This is a genomic window from Streptomyces sp. NPDC007917 (genome assembly GCF_042959105.1).
Taxonomy (GTDB): domain Bacteria; phylum Actinomycetota; class Actinomycetes; order Streptomycetales; family Streptomycetaceae; genus Streptomyces.
Map to the genome: position 1 here is coordinate 234214 of NZ_JBIBKK010000002.1, position 15646 is coordinate 249859.

Below are 15646 nucleotides of genomic sequence, written 5' to 3' on the forward strand. Positions count from 1 at the left end.
AGCCGCCGGGCCCGCTCGGCGGGCCCGGCGACGTGGGGGGGGTTTCCCGGGGTCAGGCCACCGGATGGAGGAACGTCAGAACGGAGGCGTCCTCTTCGATCAGCGGGGCGAGGGCGGCGTTGAACGGGCCGCCGTACGGGGCGTTCAGGTGCGCCTGGAAGGCGTCCTCGTCCCGGTACACCTCAAAGATCCAGTAGGCGCGTGGGCTGGTCTCCTTGGTGTACACGTCGAAGGCGAGGTTGCCTTCTTCCTCGCGCACCTTCCGCGCGTAGTCCCGCAGCAGGCGGGCGACCTCGTCCTCCGATCCCTCACGGGCAGTGAACTCGGCCAGCAGGGTCTTCTTCACGGTTTCCTCCTCCTTGTGTCGTGGGGTCGGCCGGTCACTCACTCGCGGTAGGAGCCGAGGTGCCGGACACGGGCCTGGTCCAGCTTCGCCGAGCCGTTCTCGGCGAAGACCTGTACTCCCTGGCTGTCGGGGTCGGGGAAGATCTGGTCGGTGATCACTGCCTCGCCGCTGCCGCCGAAGACCTCGACGGACGACCAGTCGACGAGGACGCGCAGCTTGACCTTGCCGTTCTCAGCCTTCAAGGGTGCGGTCTGGACGCCGGGGAAGGTGCTGCCCAAGTCCACGGCGCCGGAGCGGGTGCGGTCGACGTACAGCTCCCGCGTCGTGGTGTCGTAGCCGATGACGGTTTCCTGTCCGGCGCCGGTGCGCACCTTCAGACCGAACCGTTCGGCGTCCTTCAGGGAGAAGGTGGCCTCGATGTCGAGCGCCTTGCCCGTGGCCGCGGGGCCGATGAGGGGCTGTGAGGTGTTCTTGACGGTGACGTCGGACGCCGTCGCCGGGCGCCCCTCCCGCAGGGATGTCAGGCTGTTGACCGGCTTGCTGGTCAGCCGGATCCGGCCGTCGATGGTGCGCAGCGCCATTTCCCTGGGAACGCTCTGGGCGCCGCGCCACGGGGAGGTGGGGATGGAGCCGGCGTAGTCCCAGTTGTTCATCCAGCCGATCATGTACCGTTTGCCGCCCGGGGCGTTCTCCCAGGACACCGCCGCGTAGTAGTCCTTGCCGTAGTCGGCCCAGTCGGCACGCTGCACGACGGAGCGGGCGGGCTTCTCGGCGGCGGTGAACTGGTCGGCGAGGATGTGGCCCCAGCCGGCGGTGTTCATGTCGACGATCTGGATCCGCGCCTTCTTGCCCGCGTAGGGGCGCATGTCGAAGGAGGCCCAGTCCAGGGTCTCGCTGCCCGCGCCGGTGGCGCTGCGGACGACCTCGCCGTCGACGATCAGGTTGACGGATGTCTCCTGGGAGAGGGGCTGGGCCTGGGTGTCGGAGAGCACGATGTGGTCGACGTTGAGGTGGCCCCAGCCGCCGGTGTTGTCGTCGACGATCTTTATCCGCGCCGTCTTGCCGGCAAGGTCCCGGACGTCCCAGGAGGCCCAGTTGAGTGCTTCGGCGTCCCCTCCGGTGGCGCTGCGGACCACCTTGCCGTCGACGAGGAGTTCGGCTGCGGTGGGGTTGCCGGAGCCTGCCGGGTGGTGGCCGCCGCCGATGAGGAAGTTGATGTGGTCCTTGTCGATGGTGAACTCGGGCGAGGTGAGGGTGCCGGTGCTGGAGTCGCCGTTCAGGAAGGTGTTGACCAGGCCGTCCCCCAGCCAGCCGGACACCTCTTGCTGATGGGGAAGGGTGCCGGTGGCCGGTGCGGCGCCGAAGGCGTCACCGGTCGGTGTCCAGTCGCCGTAGGTGCCGCCCTCGAAGTCGGCGAGGACCGTCCCCTCGGGCTGGGGCTGCTCCATGACGGTTCCGGGCACGTGCGGATGCCGTCCGCCGCCGACCTTGAAGTTCAGGTACGGGCTGTCGACGGTGAAGGAGGGCGAGGTGAGGGTGCCGGTGGTGGAATCGCCCGCGTGGAAGCTGTTGGCCAGGCCCTTGCCGTCGAAACCGTCGACCGTGCCCTGCCCGTCCACCGCCCCGGGTGCCGGCGCCTGGCCGAACGCGGTGCCGGTGGTCGTCCAGGTACCGAAGTCGCCGCCCTCGAAGTCCTGCACGACCTGCCCGGCCGGTGGGGTGTAGGTGCCCTTGTCCTCGGCGGTGAACCTCTCGCCGTCGAAGTCGCCGATGAAGTACTGGGCGGCCGAACCGCCCGCGATGCCCCCGGGGTTGATGTTGACCACCAGGACCCACTTGATGTTGTTCTCGTCCCCGTCGACCGCGAGGGGGAACAGGTCGGGGCACTCCCACACCCCACCCGTCGCTCCGGCCGGCCCGAACTCGCTGAGCTGCTTCCAGTCCTTGAGGTTCTTGGACGAGTAGAACCGCACCTTGTGCTCTTCGGACAGTGACACCGTCATCAGCCAGCTCTTGGTGGGCGCGTACCACTGGACCTTGGGGTCCCGGAAATTGTTGGAGCCGATATCGAGGACGGGATTGCCCTGGTACTTGGTCCAGGTGCGGCCCCGGTCGGTGCTGTAGGCGAGCGACTGGGCCTGCTTGCCGCCGTCCTTGTAGGCGCTGGTGTAGACCGCCACCATGGGCGGGTTCTTCTCCGTGCCGAAGCCGGTGGTGTTGTTCCAGTCGACGACCGCGCTTCCAGAGAACACCATCTCCTTGTCGTCGTGCGACAGGGCGAGCGGCAGCTGCTTCCAGTGCACGAGGTCCTGGCTCACCGCGTGCCCCCAGGACATGTCTCCCCAGGAGTTGCCGTTCGGGTTGTACTGGTAGAAGAGGTGGTATTCGCCCTGGTAGTACACGAGGCCGTTGGGGTCGTTCATCCAGTTCTTCTCCGGCGTGAAGTGGAACTGCGGCCGGTAGGTCTCGGAGTGCGGCGGGGTGTCGGCGGCGACGGCCTGAGCGGCGAGCGGGGCGGCGGTCAGGGCGCAGACGGTCGCCACCGCCACCGTCAACCGCATGCGGGCATGCCGGGATACACGTCCAGAGCTCATGGTGTCTCCTGTGCTGCGGCCGTCCGCGCGGCGGAGTCCTCCGCTCGGCGTGGCCGGACCGAAAGTGACGTCGTGCGGGCGCCGTCGTCCACGGCGCCGACGAGGAGGGTCATCGTCGACTGGTGTCATCGATGACGTGTGTCATCGATGACATCGAGTGGCCCGATGATGGGCGCAACCCGGCCGACCCGTCAACGGTCCGGGCACGATTGCTCCGGCGCGGCTCGCCCGCCGCTCAGCCGCCGCCGGCCGTCGCGAGCTGCGCCAGCTCGCTCTGCCAGGGTGGATTGGGGCCGGCGACCGAGCAGGTCAGGGCCGCGACCTGAGTGGCGAACAGACATGCCTGGGCGACCTCTCCGAGGCCGAGGTCGATCAGCCTGCCGCCGAGAAATCCACGGGCCCCGAGATAGTGCAGCAGCCCGGCGGTGAAGGAGTCCCCCGCCCCGACCGTGTCGACCACCCGGGTCGCCACCGCGGGCACCCGCAGCCGTTCACCGTCGAGGGAGGCCAGGGCGCCCTCCGCGCCGCGGGTGATCACAACAAGCCGCGCTCCGGCGGCATGCCAGATGTCGCAGGCACGCTCGGGTGACGTTCCGGGCAGCAGGAGTTCCAGGTCGTCCTCGCTCAGCCGCAGCACATCGGCGAGTCGGCACCAGTGCTCCAGCCGGGCGCGGTAGACCTCGGGGCGCACCAGCAGCGGCCGGACGTTGGGGTCGATGCTGATGGTGGCCCGGGGAGAGGCCGTCGCCAGGAACTCCTCCACCACCGCGGCACCGGGCTCCCTGACCAGGGCGAGCGATCCGGTGTGCAGGCAGGAGGTGGTGGACAGGTCCACCCCGGCCAGCTCCGCGCCCGTCCACTGCCAGTCTGCGGTGGCCTGCGCATGGAAGGAGAACGCGGCCTGGCCCTGGGCGTCCAGCTCGGCCACGGCCAGCGTGCTGGGCTCGGCGGCCGCGACGGCGTCCGCCAGATCCACCCCGGATGCCTCCAGGTGGGCCCGGAAGAGGCGGCCGAACACATCACCGGACAGCCGCGCGAGAAAGCGGGCCGGGGTGCCCAGCCGGGCCAGCGCCACCGCCGTGTTCGCGGGTCCGCCACCGGGCAGCACCCGCAGGGCGAGCTCATGCGAGGCGCTTACGGGTTCGGCGAAGGCGTCCGCGACGCACTCCCCCAGGACGGTGATCTCGCGCAGGCTCATGAGCCGCTCTCCTCTCCGGACGGTATGGCAGACGTGGCACGTCGCGGCGCGGGCCGCTGCTCGGCGGGCGCCGGTGGCGGAAGCCGGGGGCGGCCGTGGACGTTGCCGATTTGTGACGGGGGCAAGGCATTGACGTTGCCGGGAACCGGAGTCCATCATCCTCGGCAAGCGGTGTCAACGATGACATAAGTCAACGATGTCACCAGCAGACGGCATGCTTCGATGCCGGCCGCGCCGCCCGCAATCCCGCAGGAGTCGTTCATGTCCCGCACCACTCGTCTGTCCCCCTCCGTCCTCCGAGTCGCCGCGTGCACGGGCATCGCGGCCCTCACCCTGACCGCCTGTGGCTCCGGATCGGGCTCCGCGAGCGGCGGATCGGGCAAGGGCGTCAAGGTCGGTCTGATCACCAAGACCGACACCAACCCGTTCTTCGTGAAGATGAAGGAGGGCGCCGAGAAGGCCGCCAAGGAGAACGGCGTCCAACTGTCCACCGCCGCAGGCAAGTTCGACGGGGACAACGCCGGGCAGATCACCGCCATCGAGAACATGGTGGCCTCCGGGGTGAAGGGCATCCTGATCACCCCGAGCGACTCCAAGGCGATCGTGCCCGCGATCCAGAAGGCCCGTGCCAAGGGGGTCCTGGTCATCGCCCTGGACAGCCCGACCGAGCCGCAGAGCGCGGTCGACGCCCTCTTCGCCACCAACAACTTCAAGGCCGGCCAGCTGATCGGCGAGTACGCCAAGGCCGCCATGAAGGGCAAGCAGGCCAAGATAGCCACGCTCGACCTGGCGCCGGGCGTGGCGGTCGGAGTCCAGCGGCACGACGGTTTCCTGAAGGGCTTCGGCGTCGGCGAGAAGGACCCGTCCGTCGTCTGCTCCCAGGACACCGGCGGTGACCAGGCCAAGGGGCAGACCGCCATGGAGAACTGTCTGCAGAAGGCGCCCGGCATCAACGTCGTCTACACCATCAACGAACCGGCGGCGCTCGGTGCCTACACCGCACTGAAGGCCAAGGGTCGGGAGAAGGACGTCCTGATCGTCTCCGTCGACGGCGGCTGCACCGGCACCAAGGCGGTCAAGGACGGCAAGATCGCCGCCACCTCCCAGCAGTACCCGCTGAAGATGGCGGCCGAGGGCGTCAAGGCCGTCGCGACGTACGCCAAGAACGGCAAGAAGGCGTCCGGCTACACGGACACCGGCGTCACCCTGATCACCGACAAGGCGCAGTCGGGGGTCGCCTCCAAGGACACCGCGTTCGGCCTGGAGAACTGCTGGGGCTGAGCCCCGGATGACCGTTTGACACCGTCTCTCCCCTCAGCGGGGCGGCCGGCCCCTGACGTCCCCGACCAGGGGCCGGCCGCCCGCTTGTCTTCCGACGAGGATTTCGCATGACTGCCACGTCCACGCCGTACGCCGAGCTCAAGGGGCCGACCACGGCCCGCAGACTGCTCACGGCACCGACCACCGGCCCGCTGGTCGCCCTCCTTCTCGCCTGTGTGTTCTTCTCCCTGTCGACCGACCAGTTCCTGACCGGCGGGAACTTCTCCCTGATCGTCCAGCAGGTCATGGTCGTCGGCACCCTCGCCATCGGACAGACCCTGATCATCCTCACGGCGGGCATCGACCTGTCGTGCGGGGCCGTGATGGCGTTCGGCAGCATCGTGATCGCGAAGATGGCCGCCGAGGGCTCGCTGCCACCGCTCCTCGCCATCGCTGCGGGCCTGGTCGTCTGCGGCGGCTTCGGGATGGTCAACGGGCTGCTGGTGCAGAAGATCCCGCTGCCCCCGTTCATCGTGACCCTCGGCATGCTCAACGTGGCGTTCGCCCTGACCCACATCTACTCCGAAGAGCAGACCATCACCACCCTGCCCGCGCCGCTGACGGCCCTCGGGCGGACCTTCCCGCTCGGCCACACCGACATCACCTACGGCTCCCTGGTCACCATCGGCCTGTTCCTCCTGCTCGCCTACGCGCTGAGCAGCACCTCCTGGGGTCGTCATGTCTACGCCCTGGGCAACAGCGCCGAGGCCGCCCGGCTCAACGGCATCCGCAACTCCCGGCTGACCATCGGCATCTACACCACCGCCGGCCTGCTGTACGGAATCGCCGCCCTGCTGCTCATCTCCCGCACCGGAGTCGGTGACCCGCAGGCGGGGCAGACCGACAACCTCGACAGCATCACCGCCGTGGTCCTCGGCGGCACCAGCCTCTTCGGCGGACGCGGATCGGTCCTGGGCACCTTCATCGGCGTCCTGATCGTCGGCGTCTTCCGCAACGGCCTGCAGCTGATGGGCGTCGCCTCCATCTACCAGACCCTGATCACCGGAATTCTGGTGATCCTCGCGGTGACCGTCGACCAGATCTCCCGGAAGAAGGCCCGATGACCACCCCTTCCCCCACCCCCGTTCTGCAGGCCCGCGGTCTGGTCAAGCGCTACGGCCACGTCACCGCCATCGACGGCGCCGACTTCGACCTGCTCCCCGGCGAGGTCCTTGCCGTCATCGGCGACAACGGAGCCGGCAAGACCAGCCTCATCAAGGCCCTCACCGGCGCGCTGGTCCCCGACGCGGGCGAGATACGCCTCAAGGGTGAACCCATCCAGTTCTCGGGGCCGCAGAGCGCTCGCAGCCACGGCATCGAAACGGTCTACCAGGACCTCGCCGTGGCCGCCTCCATGGACATCGCCTCCAATGTGTTCCTCGGCCGCGAGCTGCGCCGCCCCGGCATCCTCGGCAGCGCCTTCCGGATGCTCGACAAGAAGCGCATGCGTCAGGAGGCCGCCGAGCACATGGCCGATCTGAAGATCGGCCTGCGGTCGCTCACCCAGGCGGTCGAAACCCTCTCCGGCGGACAGCGCCAGGCCGTGGCGGTCGCCCGCGCCGTGGCCTGGGCCCGCACCGTCGTCGTCATGGACGAGCCCACGGCCGCCCTCGGCGTCAAGGAGTCCGGTCAGGTCCTCGACCTCATCCGCCGTGTCCGTGACAGAGGCATGCCGGTCGTGCTGATCAGCCACAACATGCCCCATGTCTTCGAGATCGCCGACCGGATCCACGTCCACCGGCTGGGCCGGCGCGCAGCCCTGATCAAGCCCTCCGACTTCTCCATGGCGGAGGTCGTCTCCATCATGACCGGCGCGCTCACCCTCGATGAGGCCGGCGGTACTGTCGTAGCGGACTCCAAGGCCGCGAAGGCCGCCGGAGTCCAAGCCAACTGACAGCACTCGCGGGTTCCGGCCGGAGCCACAGCCGGAACCCGCGAGCACACAGGAAGCGGTTTTCCTCCATGGCAGCGAGCCGCCGCCCCACCCTGGCCGATGTCGCCCGAGAGGTGGGCGTCAGCGCCAAGACGGTCTCCCGTGTCCTCAACGAGGACGGACCCGTCTCCCCCCGGACCAGGGAACAGGTTCTCGCCGCCGTGGCCAAGCTCGGCTTCCAGCCGAACCTCATGGCACGCAACATCCGCGTCGGCGGACCCGACACCACCATCGGGCTGGTCGTCCCCGACCTCGGCAACCCCTTCTTCGGGGCCGTGGCCAGCGGTATCGAGGACACGGTGCGCGACCGCGGCCTGACCCTGCTGATGGGCTCGTCCGCGGACGACCCCGAACGCGAGCGCGCGCTGACCGAGAAGTTCCTGGCCCGCCGCGTGAGCATCCTGATGGTCGTGCCGTCCGTCGGCGCCGACCACTCCGCACTGAAGGCACACCGCGCCGCCGGGCTGCCCGTGGTCTTCGTCGACCGTCCCGGGGCCGGCCTGGCCACGGACAGCGTGGTCAGCTCCAACCGGTCCGGGGCCCACGGCGGTGTCGCCCATCTGGTCACCCACGGCCACCGCCGCATCGGGTTCATCGGCGACCTGCCGCTCACGTTGTACACACGCCGCGAACGCCTGGCCGGATACCGCTCGGCCCTGCAGGAGGCCGATCTCCCCTACGACCGCTCCCTCGTCGCCAGCGCCCACGACCCCGGCGCCGCCGCCACCGAAACCTCCCGGCTGCTCGACCAGGCGGATCCCCCCACGGCCCTGTTCGCCGGGAACAACATCATCGCGCTGGGAATCGTCGCCGAACTCTCCCGCACCAAGCGGAAGGACATCGCCGTCGTCTCCTTCGACGACCTGCCGCTCGCCGAGTCGCTTGAACCGGCGCTGACCGTCGTGGCGCAGGACCCCGAGGAAATCGGCAGGGCAGCCGCGACCACCGCCCTGGCCCGCCTCGACGGCGACCGCACCCGCGCCCGTACGATCACCGTCGCCACCCGGCTGATCGTCCGCGGCTCGGGCGAGCACCCCGCCCCTGCGGCGCGGAAGGCCTGAGCCCGGGCCGCCAGGGCCTGCCCTGGCGATCTTCGCGGGCCCGCGACGCCTGGCATCGCACCTCTGCCAGGGAAAGTGATGTCCGAATACCGCCAGCATCCGGTCGGGACGGACGCGATGCTCGGATGTGTCCGGGGCCGTCTCGCCCCTGAGTCCGACATCCGACTCGAGGATCCCCACCATGAGCCAGACCACCCGACTCGCCGGCCCGGTCGTCGACAGGGTCGCCCGGTGCGACTGGGCAGCCCTGACCGATGAACTGGGTGAGTACGGCAGCGCCCTGACGGGCCGGCTTCTCGACTCCGCCGAGTGCCGCGAGATCGCCGCGCTGTACCACGAGCCCGGCCACTTCCGTACGACCGTCGACATGGCCCGTCACCGCTTCGGCTCCGGCCAGTACCGCTACTTCACCCACGACCTGCCCGAGGTCGTACGGGAGTTGCGCGAGGCGTTCTACCCGCGTCTGCTCCCCGTCGCCCGGGACTGGGCGGCCAAGCTCGGCCGGCCCGCCCCGTGGCCGGACACGCTTCGCGAGTGGGTGGCCATGTGCCACGAGGCCGGACAGTCCAAGTCCGCGCAGATCCTGCTGCGGTACGGCCCCGGTGACTGGAACGCGCTGCACCGGGACGTGTTCGGCGAGATGATCTTCCCGCTCCAGGTGGTCATCGGCCTGGACGCACCGGGGGCGGACTTCACCGGCGGGGAGTTCCTGATGACCGAGCAGCGCCCCCGCGCCCAGTCGCGAGGTTCGTCCACCACCCTGCCCCAGGGACACGGGCTGGTCTTCACCACCCGCGACCGGCCGGTCGCCACCAAACGGGGCTGGTCCAACGGGCCGATGCGGCACGGTGTGAGCACCGTCCGCTCCGGCCGCCAGCACACCCTGGGCCTGGTCTTCCACGACGCGTCATGAGCCCCACCGCGCCCGGCCCGCACGGTCGCCTTCGCCTCTTTGCAGGACTCGCGCCTTCCGGCGCTCGTCGGCCCGGACACCCTGCACGGGCTGCGCGGCGCCACCGCGGACGGCAGCACCTGGGACTGGCTCCCGCCGCCACGCGACGGGGAGCGACGCGGAGCCCTTCGGGGCCCGCGTCGCTCCCCGTTGGCTATCCGGTCAGTTGGGCGGCGTATAGCGACCGTCGATCGCCGTCCAGCCCCCGTCCACGAAGAGCTGGCTCCCGGTGACGAAGGACGACGCGTCCGACGCGAGGTAGACGACCGCGCCGGCCAGCTCGTCGGGCCGGGACCAGCGGCCCAGGGCGCTCTTGCTCGCGTAGGCCTCCGACCACTCGGGCACGGCCCTGATCTGCGTGGTCAGCGGCGTGTCCACGATGCCGGGGGCGATGGTGTTCACCCGCACGCCCGAGGGGCCCAGTTCGGCCGCCGCGGTCCGCACCAGCTGGACCAGGCCGGCCTTCGTGGCCGCGTACACCCCCTGTCCCGGCTCGACGGCCACCGCGCGGATCGAGCTGAAGCCGATGATGCTCCCCCTGCCGCGTTCGGCCATGCCACGGCCGAACGCCCGCACCAGGTCGAAGGACGCGCGCAGATTGAGCGCCACGACCCGCTCGAACTCCTCCGTCGTGTAATCGAGCAGGCGCTTGCGCACATTCGTGGCGGCCGTGAAGACGAGCACGTCGACGGGGCCGAGCTCATCGGCGGCGCGAGCGACCGCCTCGCCGTCGAGCACATCGAGGGCGTACGGAACAAGGCCCGGGCCCCTCGACGCCGACTCCGTGGCCGCCGTCAGGTCGCGGTCGGCGCACACCACCGTGGCGCCGTGCGCGGCCAGCGCCAGGGCGCTCTCGCGGCCGATCCCGCTGCCCGCGCCCACCACGACGGCCTTGCGGCCGTCGAGCCTGAACAGGCGGGAGTACGCGTCCACCGCATCGGTGCGGTCCTTTGCTTGCATGGTCCTCACGGTTTCGTTGTCGTCGGACGGATCACTGCCATACGGGTGACGGTGAGTTCTTCGATGGCGAACCTCGGGCCCTCCCGTCCGGCCCCGGAGTCCTTCACGCCGCCGTACGGCATGACGTCGGAGCGGAAACCGGGCACCTCGTTGACGACCACCCCGCCCACCTCCAGGCGGTCGAGAGCGGCGAACGCCGTGTCGAGGGCGCTGGTGTAGACGCTCGCGTGGAGTCCGTAGCGCGAGTCGTTGACCAGGTCGAAGGCCGTATCCAGATCGGGGACGGACCGTACCGCGACCACGGGGCCGAAGACTTCCTCACCCCAGACGGCCAGGGCGCGGTCCACATCGAGCAGCACGGTGGGCTCGATCACCCCGTCGGTGACCTGGCCCCCGGCCACCAGCGACGCCCCCGCCGCCACCGCCTCGTCCAGCCAGGCGCGGACCCGCTCGGTCGACCGCTTGTCGATGAGCGCCGAAACCCTCGTCGCCGGATCGCGGGGGTCGCCCACGGCCACCTGGGCCACCCGCTCCGTCAGGCGGGCCAGGAACTCCTCGCGCACGGCGTCCACCACGATGACCCGCTGCACACTGATGCACGCCTGGCCCGACGCGTAGTACCCGCCGCGCACCACCGCGTCGGCGGCGGCGTCGAGGTCGGCGTCGGCGGCGACCACCAGGGCGGCGTTGGAGCCGAGTTCGAGCAGTACCTTGGTGGGGGCCGCGTCCCGGGCGATCCGGTGGCCCACGGCGGCGGAACCGGTGAAGGACACCGCCCCGATCCGGCGGTCGCAGGTCAGCGCGGAGCCCACCTCGGGGCCCCCGGTCACCAGCTGCACCGCGGCCTGCGGCGCGCCGGCGGCGCGCAGGGCCTCGCGGAGGAGGTGCACCAGCCACAGGGTGGCCAGCGGCGTCTGCGGGGCGGGCTTGACGACGACCGGGCAGCCGGCGGCCAGCGACGGCGCGACCTTGTGCGCGGCGAGCAGCAGCGGGTAGTTGAAGCCCGCGATGCCCACCACCACGCCGATCGGCTTACGGGTCCAGAAGCCGAGCAGTCCCTCGCCCGACGGCAGCAGGTCCAGCGGCACCGTCTCCCCGTGCAGCCGGGCCACTTCCTCGGCCGCCGTCAGCAGGGTCAGCAGGGTGCGCTCCACCTCGACACGGCAGTCGACCAGCGGTTTACCGGTCTCCAGAACCAGGAGCCGTTCGAAGTCCGCGCGGCGGGAGGCGATCGCCTCGTGGGTGGCGAGCAGCGCCGCCCTGCGGGTGTGCGAGGGGAGCCGGCCGACCCGGTCGCGGACCGCGACGGCCGCGTCCACCGCGCGGCGCGCGAGGTCGGCGTCCCCGACCGGGGCCCGCGCGACGAGCGTCCCGTCGTAGGGGAAGCGGACGTCCTCGGCGGCGGGTGCGGCCACCCAGTGGTCGCCGATGGGCAACCCCGTCGGGAACTGGTGGAACTCCGACGCCTGGGGGCTTTCGCCGCCGACGGGTTCGACGTGGGTGGTCACGGTCAGTACTCCCGGTTCAGGTCGGCCGCCGACACTCCGGACAGTGCCTTGTCCAGAGTCGGAACGGCGGCGATCAGCCTGCGTGTGTAGGAATGTCGCGGTTCCTCGTACACCTGCTCCGTGGGCCCGGTCTCCACGATCTGTCCGTCGTGCATGACCGCGACCCGGTCGCACACATGGCGGACCACGGACAGGTCGTGGGAGACGAAGACCAGCGTGAGGGACAGCTCCTCGACGAGGTCGGCGATGAGGTTGAGCACTTGGGCCCGTACGGACACATCCAGGGCGCTCACCGGCTCGTCGGCCACGATGATCTTCGGGCGGGGGGCGAGGGCGCGCGCGATCGAGATGCGCTGCCGCTGGCCGCCGGAGAACTGGTGCGGATACCGCTCCGCCGCGTCGGCTCGCAGACCGACGGCCTCCAGCAACTCGGCCACGCGCTCCCGGCGGTTCGGGTGCCCCTGCGCGACAAGCGGCTCGGCCACGATGTCACCGACGCGCATCCGCGGGTCCAGCGAACTCATCGGGTCCTGGAACACCAGTTGAAGCCGCTCGCGGACGAACCCGAGCTGTCGCTCCCGGAGCCCGGTGATGTCGCGGCCGTCGATCGCGACGCTGCCGCTGGTGGGGCGGTCGAGCCCGGCCAGAATCCGCAGCAGCGTCGACTTGCCGCACCCCGACTCCCCCACGATGCCGAACCGCTGCCCCTGGGGGACGGTGAAGCTGACGCCACGCAGGGCGTGCACCGGCGGGCTGGGGTGGCGCAGCGAGGTGCGGGGCCGCTGGTAGACGCGTGTGACGTCGCGGACGCTGATGGCGTCGGCGTCGGCGTCGGCATGGGCGGGATCGCCGGTCTGCGGTCCGGATGCGGGGGGCGCGCTGGTCGGCTGCTCAGCCACGGCCGGCCTCCTGGTTCATGGGGGTGCCGCTCTCGGACACCGGGTGGAAGCAGGCGTAGCCGGAGTCCGGCCCGGTCGGGATCCACTCCGGTCTGGTGGCGCACGCCTCGGTCGCATGGGCGCATCTGTTCCGGAACACGCATCCGGCGGGGAACCGGCCCGCCGGCGGAACCGATCCGGGGATCGTGGCCAGCCGGCCGCGGTCGTCGACCACGGTCAGGTCCGACGCGCCGATCAGGCCCTGGGTGTAGCGGTGCCGGGGGCGGGTGAACACCTCCCGCACCGGGCCGGACTCGACCAGCCGCCCACCGTACATGACCATGACCCGCTCGCAGGCGGTGGCCACCACGGCCAGGTCGTGGGTGATGAAGAGCATGGCCGACCTGCGGTCCTGGACGCCGCGCACGATCAGGTCCAGCACCCGCGCCTGCACCGTGACATCCAGCGCGGTGGTGGGTTCGTCGCAGACCAGGAGAGCGGGGTCGTTCGCGAGGGCGATGGCCAGGACCACGCGCTGGCGCTGGCCTCCGGAGAACTGGTGCGGGTAGGCGTGTGCGGCGGCCGCGGGATCGGGGAGTCCCACCTGGGCGAGCAGTTCCACGGCGGCGGCCCGGGCGGACGCCCGGTCCGGCCTGGTCCGGTGGATCAGCAGCACCTCGGCGATCTGCCGCCCGACCCGCATCGTGGGGTTCAGGGCGGTCATGGGCTCCTGGAAGACCATGGCGATCTCCTTGCCCCGCACCCTGGACATCCGCGCCTCGTCGGCGCCCACCAGGTCGTGGTCGACTCCGGCGAGCCGCACCGAGCCCGTGGCCCGGAGCCCTTCGGGGAGCAGGCCCATGACGCTCAGCGCGGTCAGCGACTTGCCCGACCCCGACTCGCCGATCAGGCCGACCCGCTCGCCGGCGCGGATGGTGAAGTCGACGTCCTCGACGAGCTTGCGGCCGTTCACCGCCACATTGAGATTCCGCACGGCCAGTACGTCATCGGGGCCGGGGGCGTCCGGCTCCGGGGCCTGTGCCGTGTCAGGTGCCGCGGTCATCGGCGGTCCTCCAGCCTGGGGTCGAAACGGTCGCGCAGCCCGTCGCCGAGCAGGTTGAATCCGAGCACCGCCACCGCGATCGCGATGCCCGGGAAGACGGCGAGCCGGGGGGCCAGCGACAGCAACTCCTGGCTCTCCTGCAGCATCCGGCCCCAGGACGGTGTGGGGGGCGGGGTGCCGAAGCCCAGGAAGGACAGGGCGGCTTCGGCGAGTACGGCGATGGCGAAGCCGACCGACGCCTGCACGATGATGAGGCTGCTGACGTTGGGCAGGACGTGTCGCACGGCGATGGCGAACGGCCCGCGGCCGGCCGCGCGCGCCGCGGTGACGTACTCGGTCTTCATGACCTGCAGCGTGCCGCCGCGGATCAGCCGTGCGAACCCGGGGATGGACGCGATGCCGATGGCGACCATCGCCACCAGCGTGCCGGCGCCGTACACGGCAGCGAACATGATGGCCAGCAGGAGCGCCGGGAAGGCCAGAAGCAGATCGTTGGAGCGCATCAGCAGTTCGCCGAGCCAGCGGGGCGCCATGCCGGCGACGATGCCCAGCGGCACGCCGACCAGGGCGGCGACCCCCACCGCCACGAAACCGACGAACAGGGTGGTGCGCGAGCCGATCAGGATCTGGCTGAACACGTCGCGGCCGAATTTGTCCGTGCCGAACCAGTACTCCGCGGACGGCTCCTGCAGCCGCGCCGCGGGATTCACCAGGGTCGGGTCGTGCGGGGTCCACACGAAGGACAGCAGCGCCGTGCCGATCACGAGCGCGACGATGAGACCGCCCACCAGGAGGCTGCCCGTCACCGGGCGGCGCCGCCGACGGCCGTCGGACACCGCGGACGCGATGGTGGCCTCCGTGTCCGGAACACTCATGACACACCTCCCCTGAGCCGCGGGTCGATCACCAGGTAGACCATGTCCACCAGGAAGTTCAGGAGCAGCACCGCCATTGCGATGATCATGACCACGTCCTGCACCACGATGAGGTCCCGGTTGGAGACGCTGTCCAGCAGCAGGCTCCCGAGCCCGGGGATGACGAAGACCCGTTCGATGACGACGGAGCCCACCAGCAGCGTGGCGAGCTGCAACGCCAGGACGGTGACCACGGGCACCGCCGCGTTGCGCAGGCCGTGCCGCAGCAGCGCCCGCGTCGGGCGGAGTCCCTTGGCGCGAGCGGTGCGCAGATAGTCCTCCCTGAGGACGTCGAGCACGGCGCTGCGGACGTAGCGGGTGACCACGGCAGCCTGCACGATTCCCAGGGACAGCGCGGGCAGCGCCAGCTGTTTGAGGAACAGGACCGGGTCCTGGTTCGGGGGTGTCCAGCCGTTCGCCGGCACCCACCCGAGCCCCACCGCGAACACGGTGATCAGGAGAATGCCCGCGAGGAAAGCGGGGATGGCCACGCCGATTTGAGACAGGGCCGAGAGGATGAGCCCGGACGGCTTGCGGTGCCGCACGGCCATGAGCGTGCCCATGGGGACCGCCAGGAGGCAGGCGAGCGCCATCCCGGTGCCGACGAGCCACAGGGTGACCTGGAGGCGGTCGGCGAGCTGCGGGCCGATCGGTGTGTGCGAGATGTAGGAGTTCCCCAGGTCGAAGGTGACCAGGCCGTGGACCCAGCTGAAGTACTGGGACACGAGCGGGCGGTCGAGCCCGAACTCCCCGCGCAGTTGCGCCACCGCGGCGTCGGACGCGCTGGTGCCGAGAGCGACGCGGGCCGGGTCCCCCGGCAGCACGGCCATGAACGCGAACACCAGTACGGAGCTCACGGCAAGGCCGGCCAGGAGGATCGCGATCCGCTGTACCAGACGGACGATCATCGGTTGAGACC

The 15646-nt window shown here is 70.7% G+C and carries 14 protein-coding genes; 5 read left to right on the forward strand and 9 right to left on the reverse strand.

What is annotated here, in order from left to right; translation table 11 throughout:
• Positions 1-52: 52 nt before the first annotated feature.
• The 3 genes from ACFZDL_RS04115 to ACFZDL_RS04125 form a co-directional block, all read right to left on the reverse strand.
• Positions 53-346 carry a putative quinol monooxygenase gene (locus ACFZDL_RS04115; protein ID WP_353591265.1) on the reverse strand — a complete coding sequence of 98 codons (294 nt, stop codon included), beginning with the start codon at positions 344-346 and terminating at the stop codon, positions 53-55.
• 38 nt (positions 347-384) lie between these two features.
• Complete coding sequence (locus ACFZDL_RS04120; RefSeq protein ID WP_353591266.1) at positions 385-2940, reverse strand: GH32 C-terminal domain-containing protein; 2556 nt, start codon at positions 2938-2940, stop codon at positions 385-387.
• 235 nt (positions 2941-3175) lie between these two features.
• On the reverse strand, positions 3176-4138 hold the full coding sequence (locus ACFZDL_RS04125) for a carbohydrate kinase (RefSeq protein WP_353591267.1): 963 nt from the start codon (positions 4136-4138) through the stop codon (positions 3176-3178).
• A gap of 261 nt (positions 4139-4399) precedes the next feature.
• On the opposite strand from ACFZDL_RS04125, the gene ACFZDL_RS04130 reads away from it, so the two are divergent.
• The 5 genes from ACFZDL_RS04130 (at position 4400) to ACFZDL_RS04150 (ending at position 9365) form a co-directional block, all read left to right on the forward strand.
• Positions 4400-5419: a sugar ABC transporter substrate-binding protein gene (locus ACFZDL_RS04130; protein ID WP_353591268.1), complete on the forward strand. Its 1020-nt coding sequence runs from the start codon at positions 4400-4402 to the stop codon at positions 5417-5419.
• A 107-nt stretch (positions 5420-5526) separates the two neighbouring features.
• Entirely contained in the window at positions 5527-6522 is a 996-nt protein-coding gene (locus tag ACFZDL_RS04135) for an ABC transporter permease (protein WP_353591269.1), read from the forward strand.
• Entirely contained in the window at positions 6519-7352 is an 834-nt protein-coding gene (locus ACFZDL_RS04140) for an ATP-binding cassette domain-containing protein (RefSeq protein ID WP_353591270.1), read from the forward strand. The genes ACFZDL_RS04135 and ACFZDL_RS04140 overlap by 4 nt, the downstream gene beginning before the upstream one ends.
• Positions 7353-7420: 68 nt before the next feature.
• On the forward strand, positions 7421-8452 hold the full coding sequence (locus tag ACFZDL_RS04145) for a LacI family DNA-binding transcriptional regulator (RefSeq protein WP_353591271.1): 1032 nt from the start codon (positions 7421-7423) through the stop codon (positions 8450-8452).
• Positions 8453-8633: 181 nt separating this feature from the next.
• Complete coding sequence (locus tag ACFZDL_RS04150) at positions 8634-9365, forward strand: 2OG-Fe(II) oxygenase (protein WP_353591272.1); 732 nt, start codon at positions 8634-8636, stop codon at positions 9363-9365.
• Positions 9366-9566: 201 nt separating this feature from the next.
• Here the strand turns inward: ACFZDL_RS04150 and ACFZDL_RS04155 are convergent, their stop codons facing one another.
• The 6 genes from ACFZDL_RS04155 to ACFZDL_RS04180 are packed head-to-tail and all read right to left on the reverse strand — an operon-like array spanning position 9567 to position 15635.
• A complete protein-coding gene (locus ACFZDL_RS04155; protein ID WP_353591273.1) occupies positions 9567-10364 on the reverse strand; it encodes an SDR family oxidoreductase in 798 nt (265 codons plus the stop codon).
• A gap of 5 nt (positions 10365-10369) precedes the next feature.
• Positions 10370-11872 carry an aldehyde dehydrogenase family protein gene (locus tag ACFZDL_RS04160; protein ID WP_353591274.1) on the reverse strand — a complete coding sequence of 501 codons (1503 nt, stop codon included), beginning with the start codon at positions 11870-11872 and terminating at the stop codon, positions 10370-10372.
• A 2-nt stretch (positions 11873-11874) separates the two neighbouring features.
• On the reverse strand, positions 11875-12771 hold the full coding sequence (locus tag ACFZDL_RS04165; protein WP_353591275.1) for an ATP-binding cassette domain-containing protein: 897 nt from the start codon (positions 12769-12771) through the stop codon (positions 11875-11877).
• A complete protein-coding gene (locus ACFZDL_RS04170) occupies positions 12764-13813 on the reverse strand; it encodes an ABC transporter ATP-binding protein (protein ID WP_353591276.1) in 1050 nt (349 codons plus the stop codon). The genes ACFZDL_RS04165 and ACFZDL_RS04170 overlap by 8 nt, the downstream gene beginning before the upstream one ends.
• Positions 13810-14688, reverse strand: a complete 879-nt coding sequence (locus ACFZDL_RS04175) for an ABC transporter permease (RefSeq protein ID WP_353591277.1) — start codon at positions 14686-14688, stop codon at positions 13810-13812. Before ACFZDL_RS04175 ends, ACFZDL_RS04170 begins: the two co-directional genes overlap by 4 nt.
• Positions 14685-15635 (reverse strand): ABC transporter permease, encoded by a 951-nt coding sequence (locus ACFZDL_RS04180; protein ID WP_353591278.1) that lies wholly within the window; start codon positions 15633-15635, stop codon positions 14685-14687. The genes ACFZDL_RS04175 and ACFZDL_RS04180 overlap by 4 nt, the downstream gene beginning before the upstream one ends.
• Positions 15636-15646: the final 11 nt, after the last annotated feature.

Excerpts from the sequence above, each read along its gene's own strand:
- ACFZDL_RS04120 (WP_353591266.1), bottom strand. The coding sequence starts at position 2,940 with ATGAGCTCTGGACGTGTATCCCGGCATGCCCGCATGCGGTTGACGGTG.
- ACFZDL_RS04125 (WP_353591267.1), bottom strand. The coding sequence starts at position 4,138 with ATGAGCCTGCGCGAGATCACCGTCCTGGGGGAGTGCGTCGCGGACGCC.
- ACFZDL_RS04130 (WP_353591268.1), top strand. The coding sequence starts at position 4,400 with ATGTCCCGCACCACTCGTCTGTCCCCCTCCGTCCTCCGAGTCGCCGCG.
- ACFZDL_RS04135 (WP_353591269.1), top strand. The coding sequence starts at position 5,527 with ATGACTGCCACGTCCACGCCGTACGCCGAGCTCAAGGGGCCGACCACG.
- ACFZDL_RS04140 (WP_353591270.1), top strand. The coding sequence starts at position 6,519 with ATGACCACCCCTTCCCCCACCCCCGTTCTGCAGGCCCGCGGTCTGGTC.
- ACFZDL_RS04145 (WP_353591271.1), top strand. The coding sequence starts at position 7,421 with ATGGCAGCGAGCCGCCGCCCCACCCTGGCCGATGTCGCCCGAGAGGTG.
- ACFZDL_RS04150 (WP_353591272.1), top strand. The coding sequence starts at position 8,634 with ATGAGCCAGACCACCCGACTCGCCGGCCCGGTCGTCGACAGGGTCGCC.
- ACFZDL_RS04155 (WP_353591273.1), bottom strand. The coding sequence starts at position 10,364 with ATGCAAGCAAAGGACCGCACCGATGCGGTGGACGCGTACTCCCGCCTG.
- ACFZDL_RS04170 (WP_353591276.1), bottom strand. The coding sequence starts at position 13,813 with ATGACCGCGGCACCTGACACGGCACAGGCCCCGGAGCCGGACGCCCCC.
- ACFZDL_RS04175 (WP_353591277.1), bottom strand. The coding sequence starts at position 14,688 with ATGAGTGTTCCGGACACGGAGGCCACCATCGCGTCCGCGGTGTCCGAC.
- ACFZDL_RS04180 (WP_353591278.1), bottom strand. The coding sequence starts at position 15,635 with ATGATCGTCCGTCTGGTACAGCGGATCGCGATCCTCCTGGCCGGCCTT.